17 protein-coding genes are annotated in these 17,858 nt (G+C 65.9%); 2 read left to right on the top strand and 15 right to left on the bottom strand.

All coding sequences use genetic code 11. The annotated features are described in order from the left end of the window. Nucleotides 1-112: 112 nt before the first annotated feature. The 10 genes from hisIE to hisS all read right to left on the bottom strand — a co-directional run bounded on the left by hisIE (nucleotide 113) and on the right by hisS (nucleotide 9,306). Entirely contained in the window at nucleotides 113-733 is a 621-nt protein-coding gene (hisIE, locus tag XdyCFBP7245_RS09490) for a bifunctional phosphoribosyl-AMP cyclohydrolase/phosphoribosyl-ATP diphosphatase HisIE (RefSeq protein WP_104615444.1), read from the bottom strand. Further along, nucleotides 723-1,499 carry an imidazole glycerol phosphate synthase subunit HisF gene (hisF, locus tag XdyCFBP7245_RS09485; protein WP_055846413.1) on the bottom strand — a complete coding sequence of 259 codons (777 nt, stop codon included), beginning with the start codon at nucleotides 1,497-1,499 and terminating at the stop codon, nucleotides 723-725. Before hisF ends, hisIE begins: the two co-directional genes overlap by 11 nt. After that, nucleotides 1,493-2,227 (bottom strand): 1-(5-phosphoribosyl)-5-[(5-phosphoribosylamino)methylideneamino]imidazole-4-carboxamide isomerase, encoded by a 735-nt coding sequence (gene hisA / locus XdyCFBP7245_RS09480; RefSeq protein ID WP_104615443.1) that lies wholly within the window; start codon nucleotides 2,225-2,227, stop codon nucleotides 1,493-1,495. Before hisA ends, hisF begins: the two co-directional genes overlap by 7 nt. After that, the gene (gene hisH, locus XdyCFBP7245_RS09475; RefSeq protein ID WP_104615442.1) at nucleotides 2,224-2,826 is read right to left on the bottom strand and encodes an imidazole glycerol phosphate synthase subunit HisH; all 603 of its coding nucleotides are present in this window, start codon (nucleotides 2,824-2,826) and stop codon (nucleotides 2,224-2,226) included. The genes hisA and hisH overlap by 4 nt, the downstream gene beginning before the upstream one ends. After that, nucleotides 2,823-3,950, bottom strand: a complete 1,128-nt coding sequence (gene hisB / locus XdyCFBP7245_RS09470) for a bifunctional histidinol-phosphatase/imidazoleglycerol-phosphate dehydratase HisB (RefSeq protein WP_104615441.1) — start codon at nucleotides 3,948-3,950, stop codon at nucleotides 2,823-2,825. Before hisB ends, hisH begins: the two co-directional genes overlap by 4 nt. Beyond that, complete coding sequence (gene hisC / locus XdyCFBP7245_RS09465; RefSeq protein ID WP_104615440.1) at nucleotides 3,947-5,035, bottom strand: histidinol-phosphate transaminase; 1,089 nt, start codon at nucleotides 5,033-5,035, stop codon at nucleotides 3,947-3,949. Before hisC ends, hisB begins: the two co-directional genes overlap by 4 nt. Next, complete coding sequence (hisD, locus tag XdyCFBP7245_RS09460; RefSeq protein ID WP_104615439.1) at nucleotides 5,032-6,327, bottom strand: histidinol dehydrogenase; 1,296 nt, start codon at nucleotides 6,325-6,327, stop codon at nucleotides 5,032-5,034. Before hisD ends, hisC begins: the two co-directional genes overlap by 4 nt. Further along, the gene (hisG, locus tag XdyCFBP7245_RS09455) at nucleotides 6,324-7,238 is read right to left on the bottom strand and encodes an ATP phosphoribosyltransferase (protein WP_104615438.1); all 915 of its coding nucleotides are present in this window, start codon (nucleotides 7,236-7,238) and stop codon (nucleotides 6,324-6,326) included. Before hisG ends, hisD begins: the two co-directional genes overlap by 4 nt. Nucleotides 7,239-7,247: 9 nt before the next feature. Next, nucleotides 7,248-7,574 carry a YerC/YecD family TrpR-related protein gene (locus tag XdyCFBP7245_RS09450; RefSeq protein ID WP_104615437.1) on the bottom strand — a complete coding sequence of 109 codons (327 nt, stop codon included), beginning with the start codon at nucleotides 7,572-7,574 and terminating at the stop codon, nucleotides 7,248-7,250. Between the two features lie 322 nt (nucleotides 7,575-7,896). Then, entirely contained in the window at nucleotides 7,897-9,306 is a 1,410-nt protein-coding gene (gene hisS, locus XdyCFBP7245_RS09445; RefSeq protein WP_104615436.1) for a histidine--tRNA ligase, read from the bottom strand. A gap of 248 nt (nucleotides 9,307-9,554) precedes the next feature. On the opposite strand from hisS, the gene XdyCFBP7245_RS09440 reads away from it, so the two are divergent. Continuing rightward, nucleotides 9,555-10,178: a Crp/Fnr family transcriptional regulator gene (locus tag XdyCFBP7245_RS09440; RefSeq protein WP_211287670.1), complete on the top strand. Its 624-nt coding sequence runs from the start codon at nucleotides 9,555-9,557 to the stop codon at nucleotides 10,176-10,178. A 215-nt stretch (nucleotides 10,179-10,393) separates the two neighbouring features. Here XdyCFBP7245_RS09440 and XdyCFBP7245_RS09435 read toward each other — a convergent pair whose 3' ends face one another. Together XdyCFBP7245_RS09435 and thrC are read right to left on the bottom strand one after the other, a co-directional pair. Next, nucleotides 10,394-11,134, bottom strand: coding sequence for a murein L,D-transpeptidase catalytic domain family protein (locus XdyCFBP7245_RS09435; RefSeq protein WP_104615434.1), 741 nt, complete (start codon nucleotides 11,132-11,134; stop codon nucleotides 10,394-10,396). A gap of 103 nt (nucleotides 11,135-11,237) precedes the next feature. Further along, on the bottom strand, nucleotides 11,238-12,542 hold the full coding sequence (gene thrC, locus XdyCFBP7245_RS09430; RefSeq protein ID WP_104615512.1) for a threonine synthase: 1,305 nt from the start codon (nucleotides 12,540-12,542) through the stop codon (nucleotides 11,238-11,240). 158 nt (nucleotides 12,543-12,700) lie between these two features. Between thrC and XdyCFBP7245_RS09425 the strand changes: the two genes are divergently transcribed. After that, entirely contained in the window at nucleotides 12,701-13,015 is a 315-nt protein-coding gene (locus XdyCFBP7245_RS09425; protein ID WP_055846374.1) for an EthD family reductase, read from the top strand. Nucleotides 13,016-13,089: 74 nt separating this feature from the next. On the opposite strand, the gene XdyCFBP7245_RS09420 is transcribed toward XdyCFBP7245_RS09425, so the two are convergent. The 3 genes from XdyCFBP7245_RS09420 to XdyCFBP7245_RS09410 form a co-directional block, all read right to left on the bottom strand. Continuing rightward, a complete protein-coding gene (locus XdyCFBP7245_RS09420) occupies nucleotides 13,090-14,019 on the bottom strand; it encodes a homoserine kinase (protein ID WP_104615511.1) in 930 nt (309 codons plus the stop codon). Nucleotides 14,020-14,081: 62 nt separating this feature from the next. After that, the gene (thrA, locus tag XdyCFBP7245_RS09415; RefSeq protein ID WP_104615433.1) at nucleotides 14,082-16,589 is read right to left on the bottom strand and encodes a bifunctional aspartate kinase/homoserine dehydrogenase I; all 2,508 of its coding nucleotides are present in this window, start codon (nucleotides 16,587-16,589) and stop codon (nucleotides 14,082-14,084) included. A 513-nt stretch (nucleotides 16,590-17,102) separates the two neighbouring features. Then, nucleotides 17,103-17,588, bottom strand: coding sequence for a TspO/MBR family protein (locus XdyCFBP7245_RS09410; RefSeq protein ID WP_104615510.1), 486 nt, complete (start codon nucleotides 17,586-17,588; stop codon nucleotides 17,103-17,105). Between the last annotated feature and the right edge of the window lie 270 nt (nucleotides 17,589-17,858).

The following is a 17,858-nucleotide window of genomic DNA, read 5'->3' as shown; positions in this document are numbered from 1 at the left end:
AACGAGACGGACGGGGAATGCCGCACACCACACCACGTCCTAGGAACGCACCCGGGCGCGACGTGGGTCGTGTCGGTAACGCGTCGCGCCCGGGTGCGCTCCTACCAATCCACTATTTGTGCCGGGACTCCAACAATGCCACTGCATCGCCCAGGCCCAGGCCACGCGCGCGCAGCAGCACGATCAGGTGATACAGCAGGTCGGCCGATTCGCCGAGCAACTCCGCATCGCCCTGCACCACCCCCGCCAGTGCGGTTTCCACGCCCTCCTCGCCCACCTTCTGCGCGATGCGGCGGATGCCTTGCTCGAACAGCTGGGTGGTGTAACTGCCATGCGGCCGCTCGCGCTCGCGCGTGGCGATCAATGCATCCAGGCTACCGAGGAATTGACCCGGCGCGCTCGGAAAACAACTGGTGCGGCCCAGATGGCAGGTGGGTCCATGCGGACGCGCCAACACCAGCAACGTATCAGCGTCGCAGTCGGCTTCGATCGAGACCACGCGCAACACGTTGCCCGAGCTCTCGCCCTTGGTCCACAAACGCTGCTTGCTGCGGCTGAAGAAGGTGACTTCGCCGCGCTGCTGCGTCACTGCCAACGCCTCGGCATTCATGTAGCCCAGCATCAGCACGCGCAGGTTGTCGGCGTCCTGCACGACGACCGGCAACAAGCCATCGCCCTTGCTCCAGTCCAGCGCCTGCAGCGCGTCGTCGGTTGCCACGGTGTCACTGCCCATCACGTACCTCGATCTGTTGCGCGCGCAAAAATTGCTTGAGTTCCGGGATCGGAATCGCGCCGCTATGAAACACACTGGCGGCCAGGGCGCCGTCCACATCGGCCTGGTCGAACACGTCGGCAAAGTGCTGCAGTTCGCCTGCACCACCGGAAGCGATCAACGGCACCCGACACAGCGCACGCACCTGGCGCAACTGCGCAATATCGTAGCCGCGCCGCACGCCGTCGTTGTCCATGCAATTGAGCACGATCTCACCGGCGCCCAGACGCTGCGCTTCGGCTACCCAATCCAGCGTGCGCATCGGCAGCGCCTGGGTCTTGCTGGGGTCGCCGGTGTAGCGACGTACCCGCCACTGGCCGTCTTCTTCGCGAATGGAATCAATACCGACCACCACGCATTGCACGCCAAAGGCATCGGCCAGTTCGGAAATCAGCTGCGGGCGGCCGAGCGCAGGCGAGTTGATCGAAATCTTGTCGGCACCGGCGTGCAACACTGCACGTGCCGTTTCGACATCGCGGATGCCGCCGGCAACACAAAACGGAATGTCGATCAGCCGCGCCACGCGCTCGACCCAGGTGTAATCGACCGAGCGCCCTTCCGGGCTGGCGCCGATGTCGTAGAACACCAGCTCATCGGCGCCCTGCGCGCGATAACGCAATGCGAGTTCGACGATATCGCCCATGTCGATGTGGTCGCGGAACTTGACGCCCTTGACCACGCGCCCATCGCGCACGTCCAGGCAGGGAATGATGCGACGGCTCAACATGCCAATGCGTCCTTGAGATCCAGGTGCCCTTCGAGCAAGGCCTTGCCCAGCACGATGCCGGCGCAGCCCGAGGCCTTGGCCGCGGCGACGTCGGCAAGATTGCGCGCGCCGCCGGAGACCTGCACCTGCAGCTGCGGCGTGAGTGCACGCAAATGCGCGTACAGGTCCATGTTCGGCCCGGACAACATGCCATCGCGTGCGATGTCGGTGCACAGCAGGTGCTGCAGGCCGGCCTGCGCATAGCGCACCGCCAATTGGTCCAGCGTGGCCTCGGCCGCTTCGGTCCAGCCATGCACCGGCAGCTGCCACACACCCGCCGCATCCTGCCGAGTGTCCAGCGCAATGGTCAGGCGATCTGCGCCAAATTCCTGCAGCCATGCAATCACGGTGTCGCTCTCGCGCACCGCCAGCGAGCCGATCACCACGCGCGCCGCACCGGCATCGAGGATGCGCGCCACATCGTCGCGCGAACGCACGCCGCCGCCGGTCTGCATCTGCAAGCCGGTGGCGCGCGCGATCTCGCCCAGCGTACCGGCCAAGGTATAGCCACCGGCCTTGGCCGCATCCAGATCCACCAGATGCATCCACTGTGCGCCGGCATCGGCAAACGCCTGCGCGCGCGGCAGCACATCGTCGCCATACTGGGTTTCGCGCGCGTAATCGCCCTGCAACAAGCGCACCACGCGGCCGTTGCGGATATCCAGCGCCGGGTAGACAGTAAAACTCATGGGAAGCTCATCTCAAGAAAATTGCGCAGAATGCGGGCACCGGTCTCGGCCGAGCGCTCCGGGTGAAACTGCGCGCCGCAGCGCAGACCTTGCTGCACCACTGCAGTGAACAAGCCGCCGTGATCGCAGGCGGCCACCGTGTCCGGGGTGACTGGCGCGGCGTACCCATGCACGAAATAGGCGCTGGCGCGTTCGGGCAGGCCGGCCAGCAAAGCCGATTCGCGCATCGGTACCAATTGGTTCCAGCCCATATGCGGCACGCGGATGCCAAGCGCCGGCGTCATGTGGCGCACCACACCCGGCAACAGGCCCAGACATTCCACGTCGCCTTCTTCGGAACGCTCGAACAGCAGCTGCATGCCCAGGCAGATGCCAATCAACGGCACCTGCAACTGGCGTAGCGGCTCGATCAAGCCTTGCGCGTGCAGACGCTTCATCGCTTCCGGTGCCGCGCCGACGCCGGGCAGGATCACCCGATCGGCGCCCTGCAAACCGGCCGCATCGCGCACCAGTCGGGCTTCCACGCCGAGCCGCTCCAATGCGTAGCGCACCGAGCCCAGATTGGCGCCACCGGCGTCGATCAGCGCAAGGTCGGTCATAGCGCGCCCTTGGTAGAGGGCAGCGCCGTGCCTTCGCGACGGATCGCCTGGCGCAGGGCGCGTGCAAGCGCCTTGAAGCATGCCTCGACCTTGTGGTGATCGTTCTCGCCCCGCACGCTCAGGTGCAGGTTCAAGCCGGACGCATCGCAAATGGAACGGAAGAAATGCGGGACCAGCTCGGTGGGCATATCGCCCACGCGTTCGCGCTTGAACTCGCCATCGAACACGAAGTACGGCCGGCCGCTGAAATCCAGCGCCGCGCTGGCGATGGTTTCATCCATCGGCAGGGTGAACCCGTGTTGCGCGCTCTCGCCCGCCGCAAGCCAGGGGCTTTCGGCCGGATCGAACCCATAGCGGCCAATTCCACGCTTGTTGCCCAGGGCTTCGCGCAGTGCCTGGCCCAGCGCCAGGCCGGTGTCTTCGATGGTGTGGTGCTCATCGATATGCAGATCGCCGTCGGCGCGGATATCCAGCGCAAAACCGCCGTGTTTGCCGATCTGCTCCAGCATGTGATCGAAGAACGGCAGGCCGGTGGCGGTATGCGGCTCGGCGACGCGATCCAGATCCAGCTCGACGCGGATCTTGGTTTCTTTGGTATTACGCTGAACCACCGCACGCCGTGGCGCATCGGCCAGTTCGTGCGCGATGCCCGGCCAATCCCAGTCGCCGCCGAATTCATCGGTACGTAGCTGGAAGCCGCGGATGTTGAGGTTCTGCGCAAACTGGATATCGGTCAGGCGGTCGCCCACCATCGCCGAGCGCGCCCAGTCGATGTTGCGGTCTTGCAGATAAGGCACCATCAGGCCGACGCCAGGCTTGCGTGTGGGTGCGTTGTCGGCCGGCCAGCTGCAGTCGATCAGCACTTCGCGGAACTCGATGCCCTGGCTGGCGAAGATCTGCAGCATCAGGTTGTTGGGGCCATCGAATGCGGCGCGCGGATAGCTCTCGCTGCCCAGACCGTCCTGATTGGTGACGATGACGAACTGATAACCGGCATCGCGCAGCTTGAGCATCGCCGGAATCACGTTGTCGACAAAGCGCAGCTTCTCGTAGGCGTCGATCTGATAGTCGGCCGGCTCGGTGATCAGCGTGCCATCGCGGTCGACAAAAAGGATCGGGGTCATGCGGCCTCCTGCTTGCGCTGCAGCGCGCCAAGCACGCGTTGGTTCTGTTCGACCGTGCCCAGCGTGATGCGCAATGCATCGGACAGGCGCGGCACCGCGCGTTGATCGCGTACCACCACGCCGGCTTCCAGCAGCGCCTGGAAGGCAGCCTCGGCGTCGTCGAAACGCACCAGCAAAAAGTTACCTTGCGACGCATACACCTGGCGGACGCCGGCAAGCTGCGTCAATGCCACGCGCACGCGCTCACGCTCGCTGCGCACCTCGGCAATCCGCCGGCGTGTGACCTCCAGTGCCGGCGCAGACAACGCCTGCTCGGCCATCACCGCGCACGGCGTGGGGACCGGATACGGGGCCTGGCAGCGTCGCAACAACGCGATCAATTCGGCATTGGCGATCAGGCAGCCGATGCGTGCAGCGGCAAGCGCATGCGCTTTGGACAAGGTGCGCAGTACGGCAAGATTGTCGTAGCGGCTCAGCAGCGTCACCGCAGATGGCACGTCCGAAAATTCGCCGTAGGCTTCGTCCACAACCACCAGCGCCTTGCCCTGCAGCGCCTGCACTGCGACTTCGATGTCCTGCAATGCAATCGCCGACCCCGCCGGGTTGGAGGGCGAGCACAAAAACACCAGCTTCGCCTTCGAGGTCAGTGCCGCTTCGACGATGGCGGCGATGTCTGCATGGAATCCATCGCTGCCATCGATCAATGGCACCTCCACCAGCGGGGCATTCTGCAAGCGCGCGCACACCGCATACATGCCGAACACCGGCGGCGTCACCACTACCGCATCGCGCTCGGGCACGCACAGGCCGCGTACCAGCAGGTCGATCGCTTCGTCGCTGCCACGTCCAATCAGCAGTTGCTCGGGCGCGCAGCCATACACCTCTGCCAGCGCTGCGCGCAGGCCCTTGGGTTGCGGGTCGGGATAGCGTCGCGTGCTGCCGTGGGGATCGGCCGGGTTGCCCCAGGCCGATTCGTTGGCGTTGAGCCAGACATCGCCCTGCAACGCGCTGGTGCGCGCCGACGAATAGCCGGCAAACGCACGCAGGTCTTCGCGCACCAACTCAAGAATCGATGGCGTGCTCATGCCGCCACTCCCATGCGCAGGGCCACCGCATTGGCATGCGCATCCAGGCCTTCGGCGCGCGCAAGAATCAACGCGCATTCGCCGATGCCATCGATGCCGGCCTTGCTCGCCGCCTGCACGCTGACCATGTTCTGGAAGCTGGCCACGCTCACGCCGCTATAAGCGCGCGCTGCGCCGCTGGTCGGCAACACATGGTTGGTGCCGCTGCAGTAATCGCCCAAGGCTTCGGGCGTGTAGTCGCCGAGAAATACCGAGCCGGCCGCTTCCACCTGGTTCAACCATGCGCGCGGTTCGCGCAGCGCCAGAATCAAGTGCTCAGGCGCATAACGGTTGCTGATGGCAAATGCCTCGTCCAGCGATTGCACCTTGATCAGCCGCGACTGCGCCAGCGCCTGACGGGCAATAGCGGCACGCGACAGCTGCGCCAATTGCGCATCCAACTCCACTTGCACGGCGGCAATCAACGCATCGCTGTCGGACAACAACAAGACCTGCGAGTCCGGGCCATGTTCGGCCTGCGACAGCAGGTCGGCAGCCACAAAAGCGGGCTGCGCGCCGGCATCGGCAATCACCAACACTTCCGACGGACCGGCCGGCATGTCGATCGCTGCCGCGCCGGACTGCGCCACCTGCTGCTTGGCTTCGGTGACGTAGCTATTGCCCGGGCCGAACAACTTGTCGCAGCTCGGTACCGACTCGGTGCCATAGGCCATCGCGGCAATCGCCTGCGCGCCGCCGAGCTTGAATACGCGGCGCACGCCGGTGAGCTGCGCGGCCACCAGCACCGCCGGATCCACGCTGCCATCCTTGCGCGGCGGCGTGCACAGCACGACCTCGCGACAGCCGGCAAGACGCGCGGGAACGCCGAGCATCAACGCGGTCGACGGCAACGGCGCGCTGCCGGCCGGCACGTACAACCCCACCCGCCCGATCGGCCGCACGATCTTTTCGCAGACCACCCCTGGCGCGGTTTCCACTGCATAACCTTCGCTCATGCCGGCGCGGTGGAAAGTGTCGATGCGTGCAACCGCATCCTGCATCGCCTGGCGCAGCTCCGGCGCCACGGCGGCCTCGGCGGCGGCGAATTCGGCCGCGCTCACTGCAAAACTGTCCAGCGACACGCCATCGAAACGCGCGGTGATGTCGCGCAATGCCGCATCGCCGCGCGCACGCACATCGCTGATCAAGCTGGCGACCGCGTCGCGCGTCTGTGTGGCCACGGTCTGCACCGGGCGCGTCAAGGCGTCGGTACGCGACGCGCTATCGAGTTGGGACCAATCGAGAATGTTCATGCCAGCGAGCGCTCCACTGTCAGCACCATCAAGCCTTGCGCACCTGCGCGTTCGAGTTCTTCCAACCGTTGCCAGGTCACCGCGCCGTGGCACATAGTCTGCAGCCGCAGTGCGCCGTTGCCATCGTCAGGCAGCTGTACCAGCGGGTCGGCATCGGGCAGCAGGCGACGCAGGGCATCCACGTTGCCGTGTTCGGCACGGAACATCAGCAGTTTGCTGTCGCGCAACTTGAGCACGCCGTCCATGCGTCGCAGCAGCATCGCCAGCAACGCGGCGCGCGCATCGGCCGGTTCGCTCACGGCGCCGGCCAGCACGGCCTCGCTTTCCATCACCAGCTCCACCGGCTTGAGCTGGTTGGCCGCCAACGTCGCGCCGCTGGACACCAGGTCGCAGATCAGGTCGGCGGTGCCCAGGCGCGGAGCGATTTCCACCGAACCGGAGAGCTCTACCACCGCCGCATCGATGCCCTGCCGCTCCAGCCAGTCGGCCAGGATCGCCGGGTAGCTGGTGGCGATGCGCTTGCCTGCCAGTTGCTGGATGCCCTGCCAGTCCCATTCTTCCGGCACCGCCAGCATCAGCCGGCACTGGCCGAAACCGACCCCACGCACGGCGTGGTAGGCGGCCGGCAAGCCAGCGCGACGACGCGACGACGCCTGCTCGTCCAGTTCGTTCTGACCCACGATCCCTAAGTCGCAAACGCCGTCGGCGATCAGGCCCGGGATGTCGTCGTCGCGCACCAGCAACAAGTCCACCGGCAACGATTCGCCATAGCAGAACAATTTGTCGCGGCTCTGCCGCCAGCTCAGCCCGCAGGCGGCCAGCAGGCTGCGCGCCGGCTCGGCCAGACGGCCGTTTTTCTGGATGGCAATACGCAATCGGTCACGTGCCGGCGCTGCCGTGGAAGCACTCATCTTGTTCTCTCAGTGGGAATCGACAGGGCGCGACGACTGCTCGCGCAAGGCCTCGGCATAGCCGCCGGCGCCATGATCCAGGGTGCGCGCAACGCGCCCGATAGTGGTCACGCTGACCTGGGTCAGCTCGTGGATTTCGCGGTACGGCACGCCCTTGATCAGCAGCGGCACTACCCGCCAGCGGTCGGCCATGGCTTCGAGCTCGGCCGGGGTGCACAGGTCGCGCAGAAATGCCTCGACCGAGCCGGGCGCGTCCAGGCATGCCAACGCATCGGCCAGCATCTTGAGGGAGGCGGCAACGTCGGCGGTTTCGCGGGGGGCAGGTCGTTGTTTCATTGCGTTAATGTAATAGCGTGTTAGTACATTAACGCAAACACCCTGAATTGTCACTGGCTGGACGCAGTGTCTGAGTGGTCACCTGAGCTGAGGCGGCGGAACGCCCCTCATCCGGCGCTGCGCGCCACTTCCCCCGTCAACGGGAGAAGGACATGACTCCTTGAGTTGGGGCTCTCACTGACGTCTCCCCACTCAGCAGCGAATGCTGACGTCTCCCACTCAGCGGCTAATGGGCGCAGCTCGTCCAAGTCAGCCCCTCCCCCCTTCTCCCGCCCGGGGGGAGAAGGTGCCCGCCAGGGCGGATGAGGGGCGACAATGCTGCTCACATCACCTTGGCCTGTTCCAACTCAACCTGCAGCGTGCTTGCCAACTCTTCGCGCGCCACATCGAACTGCTGCTCGCGTACCAGGTCCTTGACCGCCACCACGCCGCGCGCCAGTTCGTCGTCGCCGGCCAGCACCACAAAGCGGATGCCGGCGCGGGCGGCGTACTGGAACTGCTTGCCGACCTTCTTCGGCTCCATCTGCACTTCGGTGTTGATGCCACCGATGCGCAGCCGGCGCGCGATATCCAGCGCGTCGTCCAGGCGGGTTTCGTCCATCAGCGCCACCATGGCCTGCACGCTGCTTTCGGCGATGCCCTGGATCAGGCCGGCCTCGCGCAGCTGCCAGAACAGGCGGGTCAGGCCGATCGAGATGCCCACGCCCGGCAGCTTGGACTTGGTGTAGTGGCTGGCCAGGCTTTCGTAGCGCCCGCCCGAGCAGATCGAGCCGATCTGCGGGTGGTCGGTGAGCGTGGTTTCGTAGACGGTGCCGGTGTAGTAATCCAACCCGCGCGCGATCGAGAAATTCAGGCAGTACGCGCTTTCCGGCACGCCCAGCGCCTTGACCAGCTCCAGCACCTCGCGCAATTCGGCAATGCCCTCGCCCAGCGTCGCGCTGGCGCCCACCGAGGCTTCCAGCGCCTGCAACTGCGCCAGCGCATCGGCATGGCCGCTTGAGCGCACCGCCACGAACGCCAGGATCTTGGCCACCTGCTCGGCAGCGATGCCGAAGCCCTCGCCCACCAGCGTGTCGCGCACGTAATCGGCGCCGCGCTTGTCGATCTTGTCGACCTCGCGCAACACCGCCAGCTGCAACTCGCCTTCGGCCACGCCCAGGCTTTCGAAGAACCCGCGCAGCAACTTGCGGTTGTTCAACTGCACCTTGAAATCGCCGATGCCCAGCTCGGCAAACACCGCGTGGATCACCGCCAGCACTTCGGCGTCGTAGCGGATGCTCAGCGCATCCTTGCCGATCACATCGATATCGCACTGGTAAAACTCGCGGAAACGCCCGCGCTGCGCACGCTCGCCGCGGTACACGCGCTGCATCTGATAACGACGGAACGGGAAGCTGAGATCGTGCTCGTGCTCGGCGACATAGCGCGCCAGCGGCACGGTGAGGTCGAAGCGCAGCGCCAGCTCCGGCAAGCCGCCGTTTTCGGCACCTTCGTCGGCTGCGGCAGCCGCATTGGCCAGCGCGCCGGTGGACTGCACGAAATAGACCTGACGCTCGGTTTCGCCGCCGGATTTGGTCAACAACACGTCGGACAGCTCGAACACTGGGGTCTCGACCGGCAGGAACCCGAACCGCTCGTAGTTGCGGCGGATGACGTCCAGCATGCGCTGGAACGCGATCTGCTCGCGTGGCAGCAATTCCATGATGCCGGGCGGCGTACGGGGCTTGATCACGAGCGAAACTCCTGCAGAACGACTGGGGCGAGCCGGCAATTCTACCGGCTGGGCGGCCGCGCTGAGCGCATGGCGTATCATCGAGCTGCGTCCCAGGCAGTGCGTGACCCATGTATCGGCAGCTTTCAGACCCCAGCGTGACCTGCCCGGCGCTCGGCGCGGCAGCCGGCAGCGACGCGCCTGGTTCCGATTGCGCGCTATGCGCGGTCCGCGGCCGTGCGATCTGCGCGGCATTGTCGCCGCAGGAAATGGACGCACTCGATGAGGCCACCACTGCGTCCAGCTATGCACCCGGCAGTACGCTGGTGCGTGCTGGCGATGCGCGCCAGCACGTCTACACCGTCACCTCCGGTGCCTTGCGCCTGGTGCGCACGCTGGCCGATGGCCGCCGCCAGATCACCGGTTTCGTGCTGCCAGGCGACTATGTAGGGCTGACCGAAACCGCGCAGCACCGCCACGATATCGAAGCTATGGTCGACAGCCGCGTGTGTCGTACGCCGATGGCGCAGATGCGCCAGTTGCGCGATCGCTACCCGCATCTGGAGCGCAAGCTGCTGCAGCGCGCCGGCATGGAACTCGCTGCAGCGCAGGACACCGGCCTGCTGCTGGCGCGGCTGCAACCCAGCGAACGGCTGGCGCACTTTCTGCTGCGTCTGGCCGCCCGCTCCACCCAGCCCGGCGCCAGCGGCGACACCGTGGCCCTGCCGATGAGCCGCGGCGACATCGCCGACCATCTCGGGCTGACCATGGAAACGGTAAGCCGCACCTTCACCAAACTCAGGCAGCAGCAGCTGATCGCGCTGCCGCAACTGCAGCTGGTGCAGATCCTGGACTACGCCGCCCTGCGCAGCCTGGCGGGCGACACGGTCTGAGCGCTATCTGGTCGATGGCGGTTGAACACTTGGTTTGATTGCATGGCCGCACCACCGCGCGTTGGCGAAGACGCGGCGCCAGTGCTCGCGGCGGTGACGAAGACAGCTGTGTGCTGGCCGGATGGCGGCACTCAATGCGACAGCGCAGATGCACTCAACTCACGCCGGCTGTGTTCTCAACTACGTTGTCGAATCACGACGCAGGGCACGGCACTTCAATGCCCACCCACACTCGCCACCGATGCACCGCAGCCGCTGCTGAGGAGTTGCGACTGCCGCAACCAGGCACGGTCCGGGTAATAGGCGAAGACGAAGGCGCCCTCGCGCAAGGTGTCGATCAGCTGTTTGGCCACTGCCGGCCGCACTGCCGGACAGCCGAGGCTGCGGCCCAGCCGCCCCTGGCTGCGGATGATGGCCTCGCTGACGTAGGGCGCACCGTGGATCACGATGGCGCGGTCGCGCGCGTGATCGTTGAAGCCCGGCTCCAGGCCTTTGAGCCGTAACGAATAGCCGTTGTGGCCGGTGTAGGACTCCTGCGCGGTAAACGCACCCAGGCTGGACTGGAAGCTGCCGTCGGCGTTGGAGAACTTCGCGGCCAGGTTCTCGCCGGTATTGCGCCCGTGCGCCACCCATTCCTGGAACAACAACCGCTGCCGTGCCAGATCGAACACCCACAGCCGGCGTTCGGTCGACGGCCGGCTGTAGTCGATGACGCTGAGCACACGCTCATCGCCCACCTGCTGGCGTTGACGCGCGCATTGCAACGCTTCGGTAGCCAACGCCAGAACCTGGCGATCCAGCGACGGCGCCTGACGCGCCAAGGCATCGATCAGCCCCGCACGCGGCGCGCCCAAGGGCGACACCGGAGACGCAACCAGGGCATCGGCCGCCACGGCCGCACCCGCCGCTGCCCAGCCGCACAACGCGGCGGCAACGGCAATCACTCGATAAGACATGCAGCAACCCACATCGAACGCGGCGCCACGTCGGGGCCGCACCCGGATAGAGATAGCCCCATGCGCGACACTTTCCAACCCCGGCTGGCTGAACGCGTTTGGCTCAGGCCGCATCCGCAAGCAGGCGCTGCCGGAACACGGCGTAATCCGGCGCCAGTGCTTCGGCGTGTGCGGGACGTTGCAGCAGCGCCGCCAATGCAGGCGGAACATCGACTGCGCGGCCGATCAACGGCTCCACCACCCCTTCGAACTTGGCCGGATGCGCGGTGGCGGCCACGGCCCAGTCGCCGGTGACGCCCTCCGCACCTTCGGCACGCAGTTGCTCCAGCACATGTACTGCGGTGGCGGTGTGCGGGCAATGCACTTCGCCGTAGCGCGCATAGCGCTGCTGGATGGTGTGGCTGATGGCCGCATCGTCGACCGACAGGGCGCGGAAAGCCTCGCGCAACGCCGCATCGTCACCTTGGTACAACCAGCGCAGCCGCTCGAAATTGCTTGGTGCACCCACGTCCATCGCATTGGCCAGGGTCGCCACGCTGGGCTGCGGGGCGTAGTCGTCGCCGGCAAAGTAATCCGGCAACACGTGGTTGGCGTTGGACGCCAGCGCGATCGTGCCCAACGGCACCCCGAGCGCGCGCGCCAGGATCGCGGCCAGCCCGTTGCCCAGATTGCCGGTGGGCACCACCAGATTCAGCACACTGCCCGCCGTCGCCTGGTGCTGCAGGGCGGCATGCGCGTAGTAGCTCATCTGCGGCAGCAAGCGGCCCAGGCTGATGCTGTTGGCCGAGCTCAGCGGTACCTGCGTCTGCAGTGCTGTGTCGCTCAAGGCCTGCTTGACCATCGCCTGGCAATCGTCGAACGAGCCGGCCACCCGCAATGCCTGGATGTTGTCGCCAAAGCAGCCCAGCTGATGCGCCTGACGCGGCGACACCCGGCCGTCCGGGTACAGCACCACCACGCGCAAGCCCGGCTGACGATGGAATGCCGCCGCCACCGCAGCGCCGGTATCGCCGGACGTGGCCACCAGGATGGTGAGCGGGCGGTCTTCGGCACGGCGCAAGCGGGTCAGGCAGGCAGCCAGGAAGCGCGCACCGAAATCCTTGAATGCGGCGGTGGGGCCGTGAAACAGCTCCAGCGCGTAATCGCCGGGCGTGGCCAGCGCCACCAGCGGCGCCGGGAAATCGAACGCCTCGGCGCAGATGGCGGGCAACTCGGGCGCCAACGCATCGCCTTCAAAAAACGGCTGCAGCAAGGTGGTGGCTGTCGCGGCCAGGTCGGCACCAGCGGCCAGCGTGCGCGCCGGCGGCAAGGTCTGCGGCACATACAGTCCGTCATCGGGGGCCAGGCCGGCGGCAATCGCCTGACTCAGACTTGCGGCGGGTGCGCCGCCACGGGTGGAGATGAACATCAGCGTGACTCCAGGCAAAAACAGGACCGGGCGTGACCCGGCAATGAAATGATCGAGGCAATGGGCATGGCTGGCGCGGTTGCTGCGTTCCGCCGAATGGTCGCCTGCGCGCGCCGGCACGGCGCTATGCTGCGCGCACCTTTCCGTGGAATCAGCAAATGATCAAGGTCAGTGTGATGTACCCCTACCGCGAAGGCGCCCGTTTCGACCACACCTATTACCGCGACCAGCACATGCCGCTGGTGGCCGCGCGCATGGGTGCGGCCTGCCTGCGTTACACGGTGGACAAGGGACTCAGTGGCGGCGAGCCCGGCAGCACGCCGGCCTTCATCGGCATGTGCCATATCTTTTGCGACTCGGTGGAAGCCTTCAACGGCAGCTTCGGCCCGCACGCGACGGAGATCCTGGGCGACATCGCCAACTACACCGACTTGAGCCCGGTGATGCAGATCAGCGAGGTCGTGGTGGAATGAGGTGCTTGCAGCGTGTTGCGTGGTCCACACGCCGCACGCTGCATCCTGCCGCGCCGGGATATACAGATGCCGGCTCATTCGATCAGCCGTGCGGCCGGGCTGGCGATCGGCGACACCCAGGACTGGCTATCGAACCCGGCAGCGGCGAAGGCAGCCTGCACCGCTGGCGCCGCGGCTTGCGCGGCGGCGCGCGTTTCGAACCAGGCAAACACGCTGGGGCCGGCACCGGAAATGCTGGCGCCCATCGCGTCATGCTCCAGCGCAGCCTGCTTGGCGGCGGCAAAGCCGCTGATCAATGGCGCACGGCGTGGTTCGACCAGCACATCGCGCAAGCCGGCACGCACCAACCCGGCATCGCCGGCATGGCAACCCGCCAGCACCAACGCAAGATTGGTGCTCTGCGCGACAAACTCGCGCAATTGATAATCGCCGGCCAGAGCCTCGCGCGCGCGACGGGTTTCCAGCACGGCGTCGGGGTGCACCAACAGGCTATGCCACGCCGCCGGCACCGCGATCGGCACCAGCCGCTCCAGCGTGCACACCACCAAGCCCCCTAAGAACAACGGCCCCAGATTGTCGCCATGCCGGCTACCGCTGGCGACGGCTTCGCCATCGAGCGCATGCTGATACAACTGCGTCGTGCTCAACGGCGTGTCCAGCAGCGCATTTGCCGCCACCAACGCGGCCACGCACGAGGCTGCCGAGCCGCCCATGCCCGAACTCAGCGCAATGCCCTTGTCGATCTCCACTTCAAAGCCGTAAGGCAGTTCCAATGCAGCACGCAGCGACATCAAGGCGGCGCCGGCGGTGTTGCGCTCGGCATCCAGCGGCAGCGCGACGGTCGTGCCGCGAATGGCGGCGATGCGTACCACCGGCGCATCGATGCGACGTACCGTCACCGTATCGCCCACGCCATCGACCGGATACCCCAACAGGTCGAAGCCCACGGCGACGTTGGCAACCGATGCCGGGGCGAAGGCACGCGCTTGGTGCAGAGCGCCCATGCCGAACGACGCACCGCTTGCTTGCGCATACGCGACTGCGGATTGACCGATCACCGCCTGACTCACAACCGCGCCCCCTCGCCCGCCGCCACGCGCAGCAGATCTGCAAAGACACCGGCCGCGGTGACTTCCGGCCCGGCGCCCGGGCCCTGCACCACCAACGGGTTTTCGCAGTAACGCCGCGTGGTGAACTGCACCACGTTGTCGGTCAGACGCAGATTGGCGAACGCATGATCGGCCGGCAGTTCCACCAGGCCCACGCTGGGCGCGCGATCAGGCGGCAGCTGGGCGACATAGCGCAACACATTGCCGCGTGCGCGCGCATCGGCTAGCCGTTGCGCAAATCCCGCGTCCACGTCCTGCAGATGCGCCATGAAGTCATCCACACTGGCCTGGCGCAAGGTTTCGGGCACCAGGCTTTCCACGTTGACGTCCTCCAGGCTGATCGCGCGCCCCGCTTCGCGCGCCAAAATCACCAGCTTGCGGGCCACATCCACGCCCGACAGATCGTCGCGCGGGTCCGGCTCGGTATAGCCCATGCCCCGCGCCTGGGTGACCAGTTCGGAGAACGCCACACTGCCGTCGTATTTGTTGAACAGCCACGCCAGCGTGCCGGAGAAGATGCCTTCGATCGAGGTCACCGCATCGCCGGTATCGACCAGATCGCGCAGCGTGGTGATCACCGGCAGGCCTGCGCCCACGGTGGCCTCGTAACGAAAACGCGCGCCACTGGCATCGGCTGCCGCACGGATCGCCTCGTAGCGCGCCAATGGACCGGAGCCGGCTTGCTTGTTCGGCGTCACCACGTGGATACCGGCCGCCAACCAACCCGCATAGCGGTCGGCCACTTCGGCACTGCCGCTGCAATCGATGATCACCGTATGCGGCAGATGCGCAGACAGCAGATGCGTGGTGAAACGCTCCAGATCGGTCTTGGTGGCGGCGGATGCAAACGCATCGCGCCAATCGCCGACCAGGCCGCGTTCTTCCAGCAACATGCGGCCACGCGAGACCACTGCACGCAGACGTAGATCCAGGTTCGCCTTGCCCAGCAATTGCGGCTGCGCGATGCGCAACTGATCCAGCAACGCCGCGCCCACATTGCCCGGCCCGATCACGCCCACCGAGAACGTCTGCGGCGACAGCCAGAAGCCGGCATGCGCCGCGCGCAAGGCCTTGGTCGCATGCGCCGCATCGATGGCCACCGAGATATTGCGCTCCGACGAACCCTGCGCGATGGCCAGGATATTGACCTGTGCGCGCCCCAGCGATTCGAACAAGCGCGCAGCAACACCCGGCTGGCCGGCCATGCCATCGCCCACCGCCGCCAACACACTGATGCCGGTGGTCAACTGCACACGCTGCACCTGGCCAACGGTGAGTTCGTGCGCAAACGCCTGCAACAACGCATTGCGTGCACGCTCGGATTCGTGCTGTTTGACCACGCAGCAGATCGAATGCTCGGACGAGCCCTGCGAGATCATCACCACCGACACCTGCGCCGTCCGCAGCGCCGCGAACACGCGCTCGGCAGTGCCCGGCACGCCGATCAAGCCAGTGCCTTCCAGATTCAGCACCGCCAGGTCGGGACTGAGCGTCAACCCCTTGATCGGCCCGCTCACCGCGCTGCTGGCGGTGATGCGCGTGCCCGGATGTTCCGGCTGGAAGGTGTTGCGGATGATGATCGGCAGGCCGCGCTCGATCGCCGGCGACATGGTCTGCGGGTGCACCACCTTCGCACCGAAATAGGCCAGCTCGCAGGCCTCGTCGTAGCTCAAGGTTTCCAGCTGCACTGCCTCGGGCACCACGCGCGGATCGGCCGACAGCACGCCATCCACGTCGGTCCAGATATGCAGCTCCTCGGCATCGAACAAGGCCGCGAAGATCGCGCCGGAATAATCGCTGCCGTTGCGCCCCAGCGTGGTGATCCGGTCGGCGCGGTCGCGCGCCACAAATCCGGTCACCACGACCCGCGTCTGCGGATGCGCCTGGCGCCAGGTCGCAAGCCGCTGCGCGCTGACATCCCAGTCCACATCCACGCCGAGCTCACCACGGTTGACCACCAGCACATCGCGCGCATCCAGTACCGCGCAGTCTTCGCCGATGGCGCGGAAATGATCACCCAGCAGTTGCGCCGAATACACCTCGCCCAGGCCCTGCACGCGGTCGAGCACCTCGCGCGGCAACTCGCCGATCACCGCCAAGGCACCCAGGATCTGCGCCAGATGCTCGAAGCGTTCGTCCAGCCATTCCACCGTTGGCCCCGAATGTTCGCCGAGCAAGGCCACCGCCGCACCGCGATGGCGTGCGCGCGTGTCATGCCAGCGCTCGCGCCACTCCGGGCGGTCCTGCGAAGCCAGCTCGGCCAGCTCGATCAAGGCATCGGTGACACCTTTCATCGCCGACACCACGGTGATCTGCACGGTCTCCCCGCGCGCCAGCAACAGGCGCGCAACATGCCGATAGCGCTCGGCATCGGCCACTGACGTGCCGCCGAATTTGTGCACGACGGTGCGTGCGGAAGAGGCGGCAACAACAGCGGGTTCGAGCGAAACAACAGGCGATGACATCGACAGACCTCGTTAGGGAGGCCCCGTCCGCATCAGATGAGGGAAGAAAGCCCCCGCATCCTGATCCGGGTGCGGGGCCGTTGTTTTCGGAAGTTACGCGAAGACGACGGGCCGCACCGGGCGAATGGTGACGGTAGTAATGGTGGTGGTAATGCCGGCCACGCCCGCACCCAGCCGCAGCAGCGGCTGACAGAGAAGCGAAGCGGTGGCGCAGGCGTTAGGCATGTACGCAAAAGACATCACCGGGCCGAGGCCTGTCAAGCATTGCGTGAATGCGCGCTTGCGCCGCGATGATCGCGTGATCAGAAAACCTTGCTGGACAGTGCTTTAAGCAATCCTTCGGCAAGCGATTGATTGCTATGGAAACTTTTTAGACAGTGGCAAGACCGTTGCTTGCGCAGCCCATGTACTGACGGCAAGGGCGTCGCAGCAAACAAATGGACGCCTGCAGCTTTGTTCGCACGTTTCAATTCCCCACCCCGGGACTGGATCAAAGCGCCTCGGAGAGACCGCTTACAACACACCAGGGTTGAGCTGCCACACCGCGTAATTCAATGCTGCTGCAAAGCTGACCCATAACAGGTACGGCACCAACAACCACCCGGCCAACCGTTGCCGCTTGCCGAAGGCGGCAATCGTGCAGGCCAATGACAGCCACAGCGCAATGATGTCCGCAAATGCCCACGCCCCCTGATGCCACGCAAAGAACAACCAGCTCCACAGCCCGTTCAAGCCCAACTGCAGAACAAATAGACCAAGCGCTCCCCGGCACGCACGCCATCCCCCGCGTCTCCAGATCAGCCACGCCGCCACGGCCATCATCCCGTACAAAGCCGTCCACACCGGACCGAACAACCAACCGGGCGGCGCCCACGCCGGCCGCGCCAGTCCCGCATAGAAGGTGGCCGCCTGGATGGACGCCATCGCCCCAAGCCCGGCCACGGCGTAGCACAGCACCAACCACCCGATCAGCCCGAACCACTGCCCTTTCTTCGACATCATCACGGTATATTCCAGAGTGAAAAACGAGGCGCTGATGCCGCACTCGCAGAAGCCGCTAAGCTGCCATAACGGCTGTCCAGACGGTGCAAATGCTGCGTTCGAGAGTTTCAACGGAGGCTACCGGCGCGGCATGCTGGACATGCACATCTTCCGCACACCGAGCGAGTTGAGCGAGCTGTAATGACCCATCGGTTTCTGCACAGGTCAGGTGGTTAATGTAGCGGCATAGGCTTGGTCAGGCGTCATCATCTTCAGTGCCTGATGCGG

Origin of the sequence: Xanthomonas dyei (assembly GCF_002939865.1) — a bacterium.
Classification (GTDB): domain Bacteria; phylum Pseudomonadota; class Gammaproteobacteria; order Xanthomonadales; family Xanthomonadaceae; genus Xanthomonas; species Xanthomonas dyei.
Note: the sequence above shows the minus strand (reverse complement) of the source record. Positions and strands in the feature narration are given on the sequence as shown.

Excerpts from the sequence above, each read along its gene's own strand:
- XdyCFBP7245_RS09410 (WP_104615510.1), bottom strand. The coding sequence starts at position 17,588 with ATGTCGAAGAAAGGGCAGTGGTTCGGGCTGATCGGGTGGTTGGTGCTG.
- XdyCFBP7245_RS09425 (WP_055846374.1), top strand. The coding sequence starts at position 12,701 with ATGATCAAGGTCAGTGTGATGTACCCCTACCGCGAAGGCGCCCGTTTC.
- thrC (WP_104615512.1), bottom strand. The coding sequence starts at position 12,542 with ATGTTCATCTCCACCCGTGGCGGCGCACCCGCCGCAAGTCTGAGTCAG.
- hisH (WP_104615442.1), bottom strand. The coding sequence starts at position 2,826 with ATGACCGACCTTGCGCTGATCGACGCCGGTGGCGCCAATCTGGGCTCG.
- hisB (WP_104615441.1), bottom strand. The coding sequence starts at position 3,950 with ATGACCCCGATCCTTTTTGTCGACCGCGATGGCACGCTGATCACCGAG.
- hisF (WP_055846413.1), bottom strand. The coding sequence starts at position 1,499 with ATGTTGAGCCGTCGCATCATTCCCTGCCTGGACGTGCGCGATGGGCGC.
- hisC (WP_104615440.1), bottom strand. The coding sequence starts at position 5,035 with ATGAGCACGCCATCGATTCTTGAGTTGGTGCGCGAAGACCTGCGTGCG.
- thrA (WP_104615433.1), bottom strand. The coding sequence starts at position 16,589 with ATGTCATCGCCTGTTGTTTCGCTCGAACCCGCTGTTGTTGCCGCCTCT.
- hisIE (WP_104615444.1), bottom strand. The coding sequence starts at position 733 with ATGGGCAGTGACACCGTGGCAACCGACGACGCGCTGCAGGCGCTGGAC.
- hisG (WP_104615438.1), bottom strand. The coding sequence starts at position 7,238 with ATGAGTGCTTCCACGGCAGCGCCGGCACGTGACCGATTGCGTATTGCC.
- XdyCFBP7245_RS09440 (WP_211287670.1), top strand. The coding sequence starts at position 9,555 with ATGGACGCACTCGATGAGGCCACCACTGCGTCCAGCTATGCACCCGGC.
- XdyCFBP7245_RS09435 (WP_104615434.1), bottom strand. The coding sequence starts at position 11,134 with ATGTCTTATCGAGTGATTGCCGTTGCCGCCGCGTTGTGCGGCTGGGCA.
- hisA (WP_104615443.1), bottom strand. The coding sequence starts at position 2,227 with ATGAGTTTTACTGTCTACCCGGCGCTGGATATCCGCAACGGCCGCGTG.
- XdyCFBP7245_RS09420 (WP_104615511.1), bottom strand. The coding sequence starts at position 14,019 with ATGGGCGCTCTGCACCAAGCGCGTGCCTTCGCCCCGGCATCGGTTGCC.
- hisD (WP_104615439.1), bottom strand. The coding sequence starts at position 6,327 with ATGAACATTCTCGATTGGTCCCAACTCGATAGCGCGTCGCGTACCGAC.
- XdyCFBP7245_RS09450 (WP_104615437.1), bottom strand. The coding sequence starts at position 7,574 with ATGAAACAACGACCTGCCCCCCGCGAAACCGCCGACGTTGCCGCCTCC.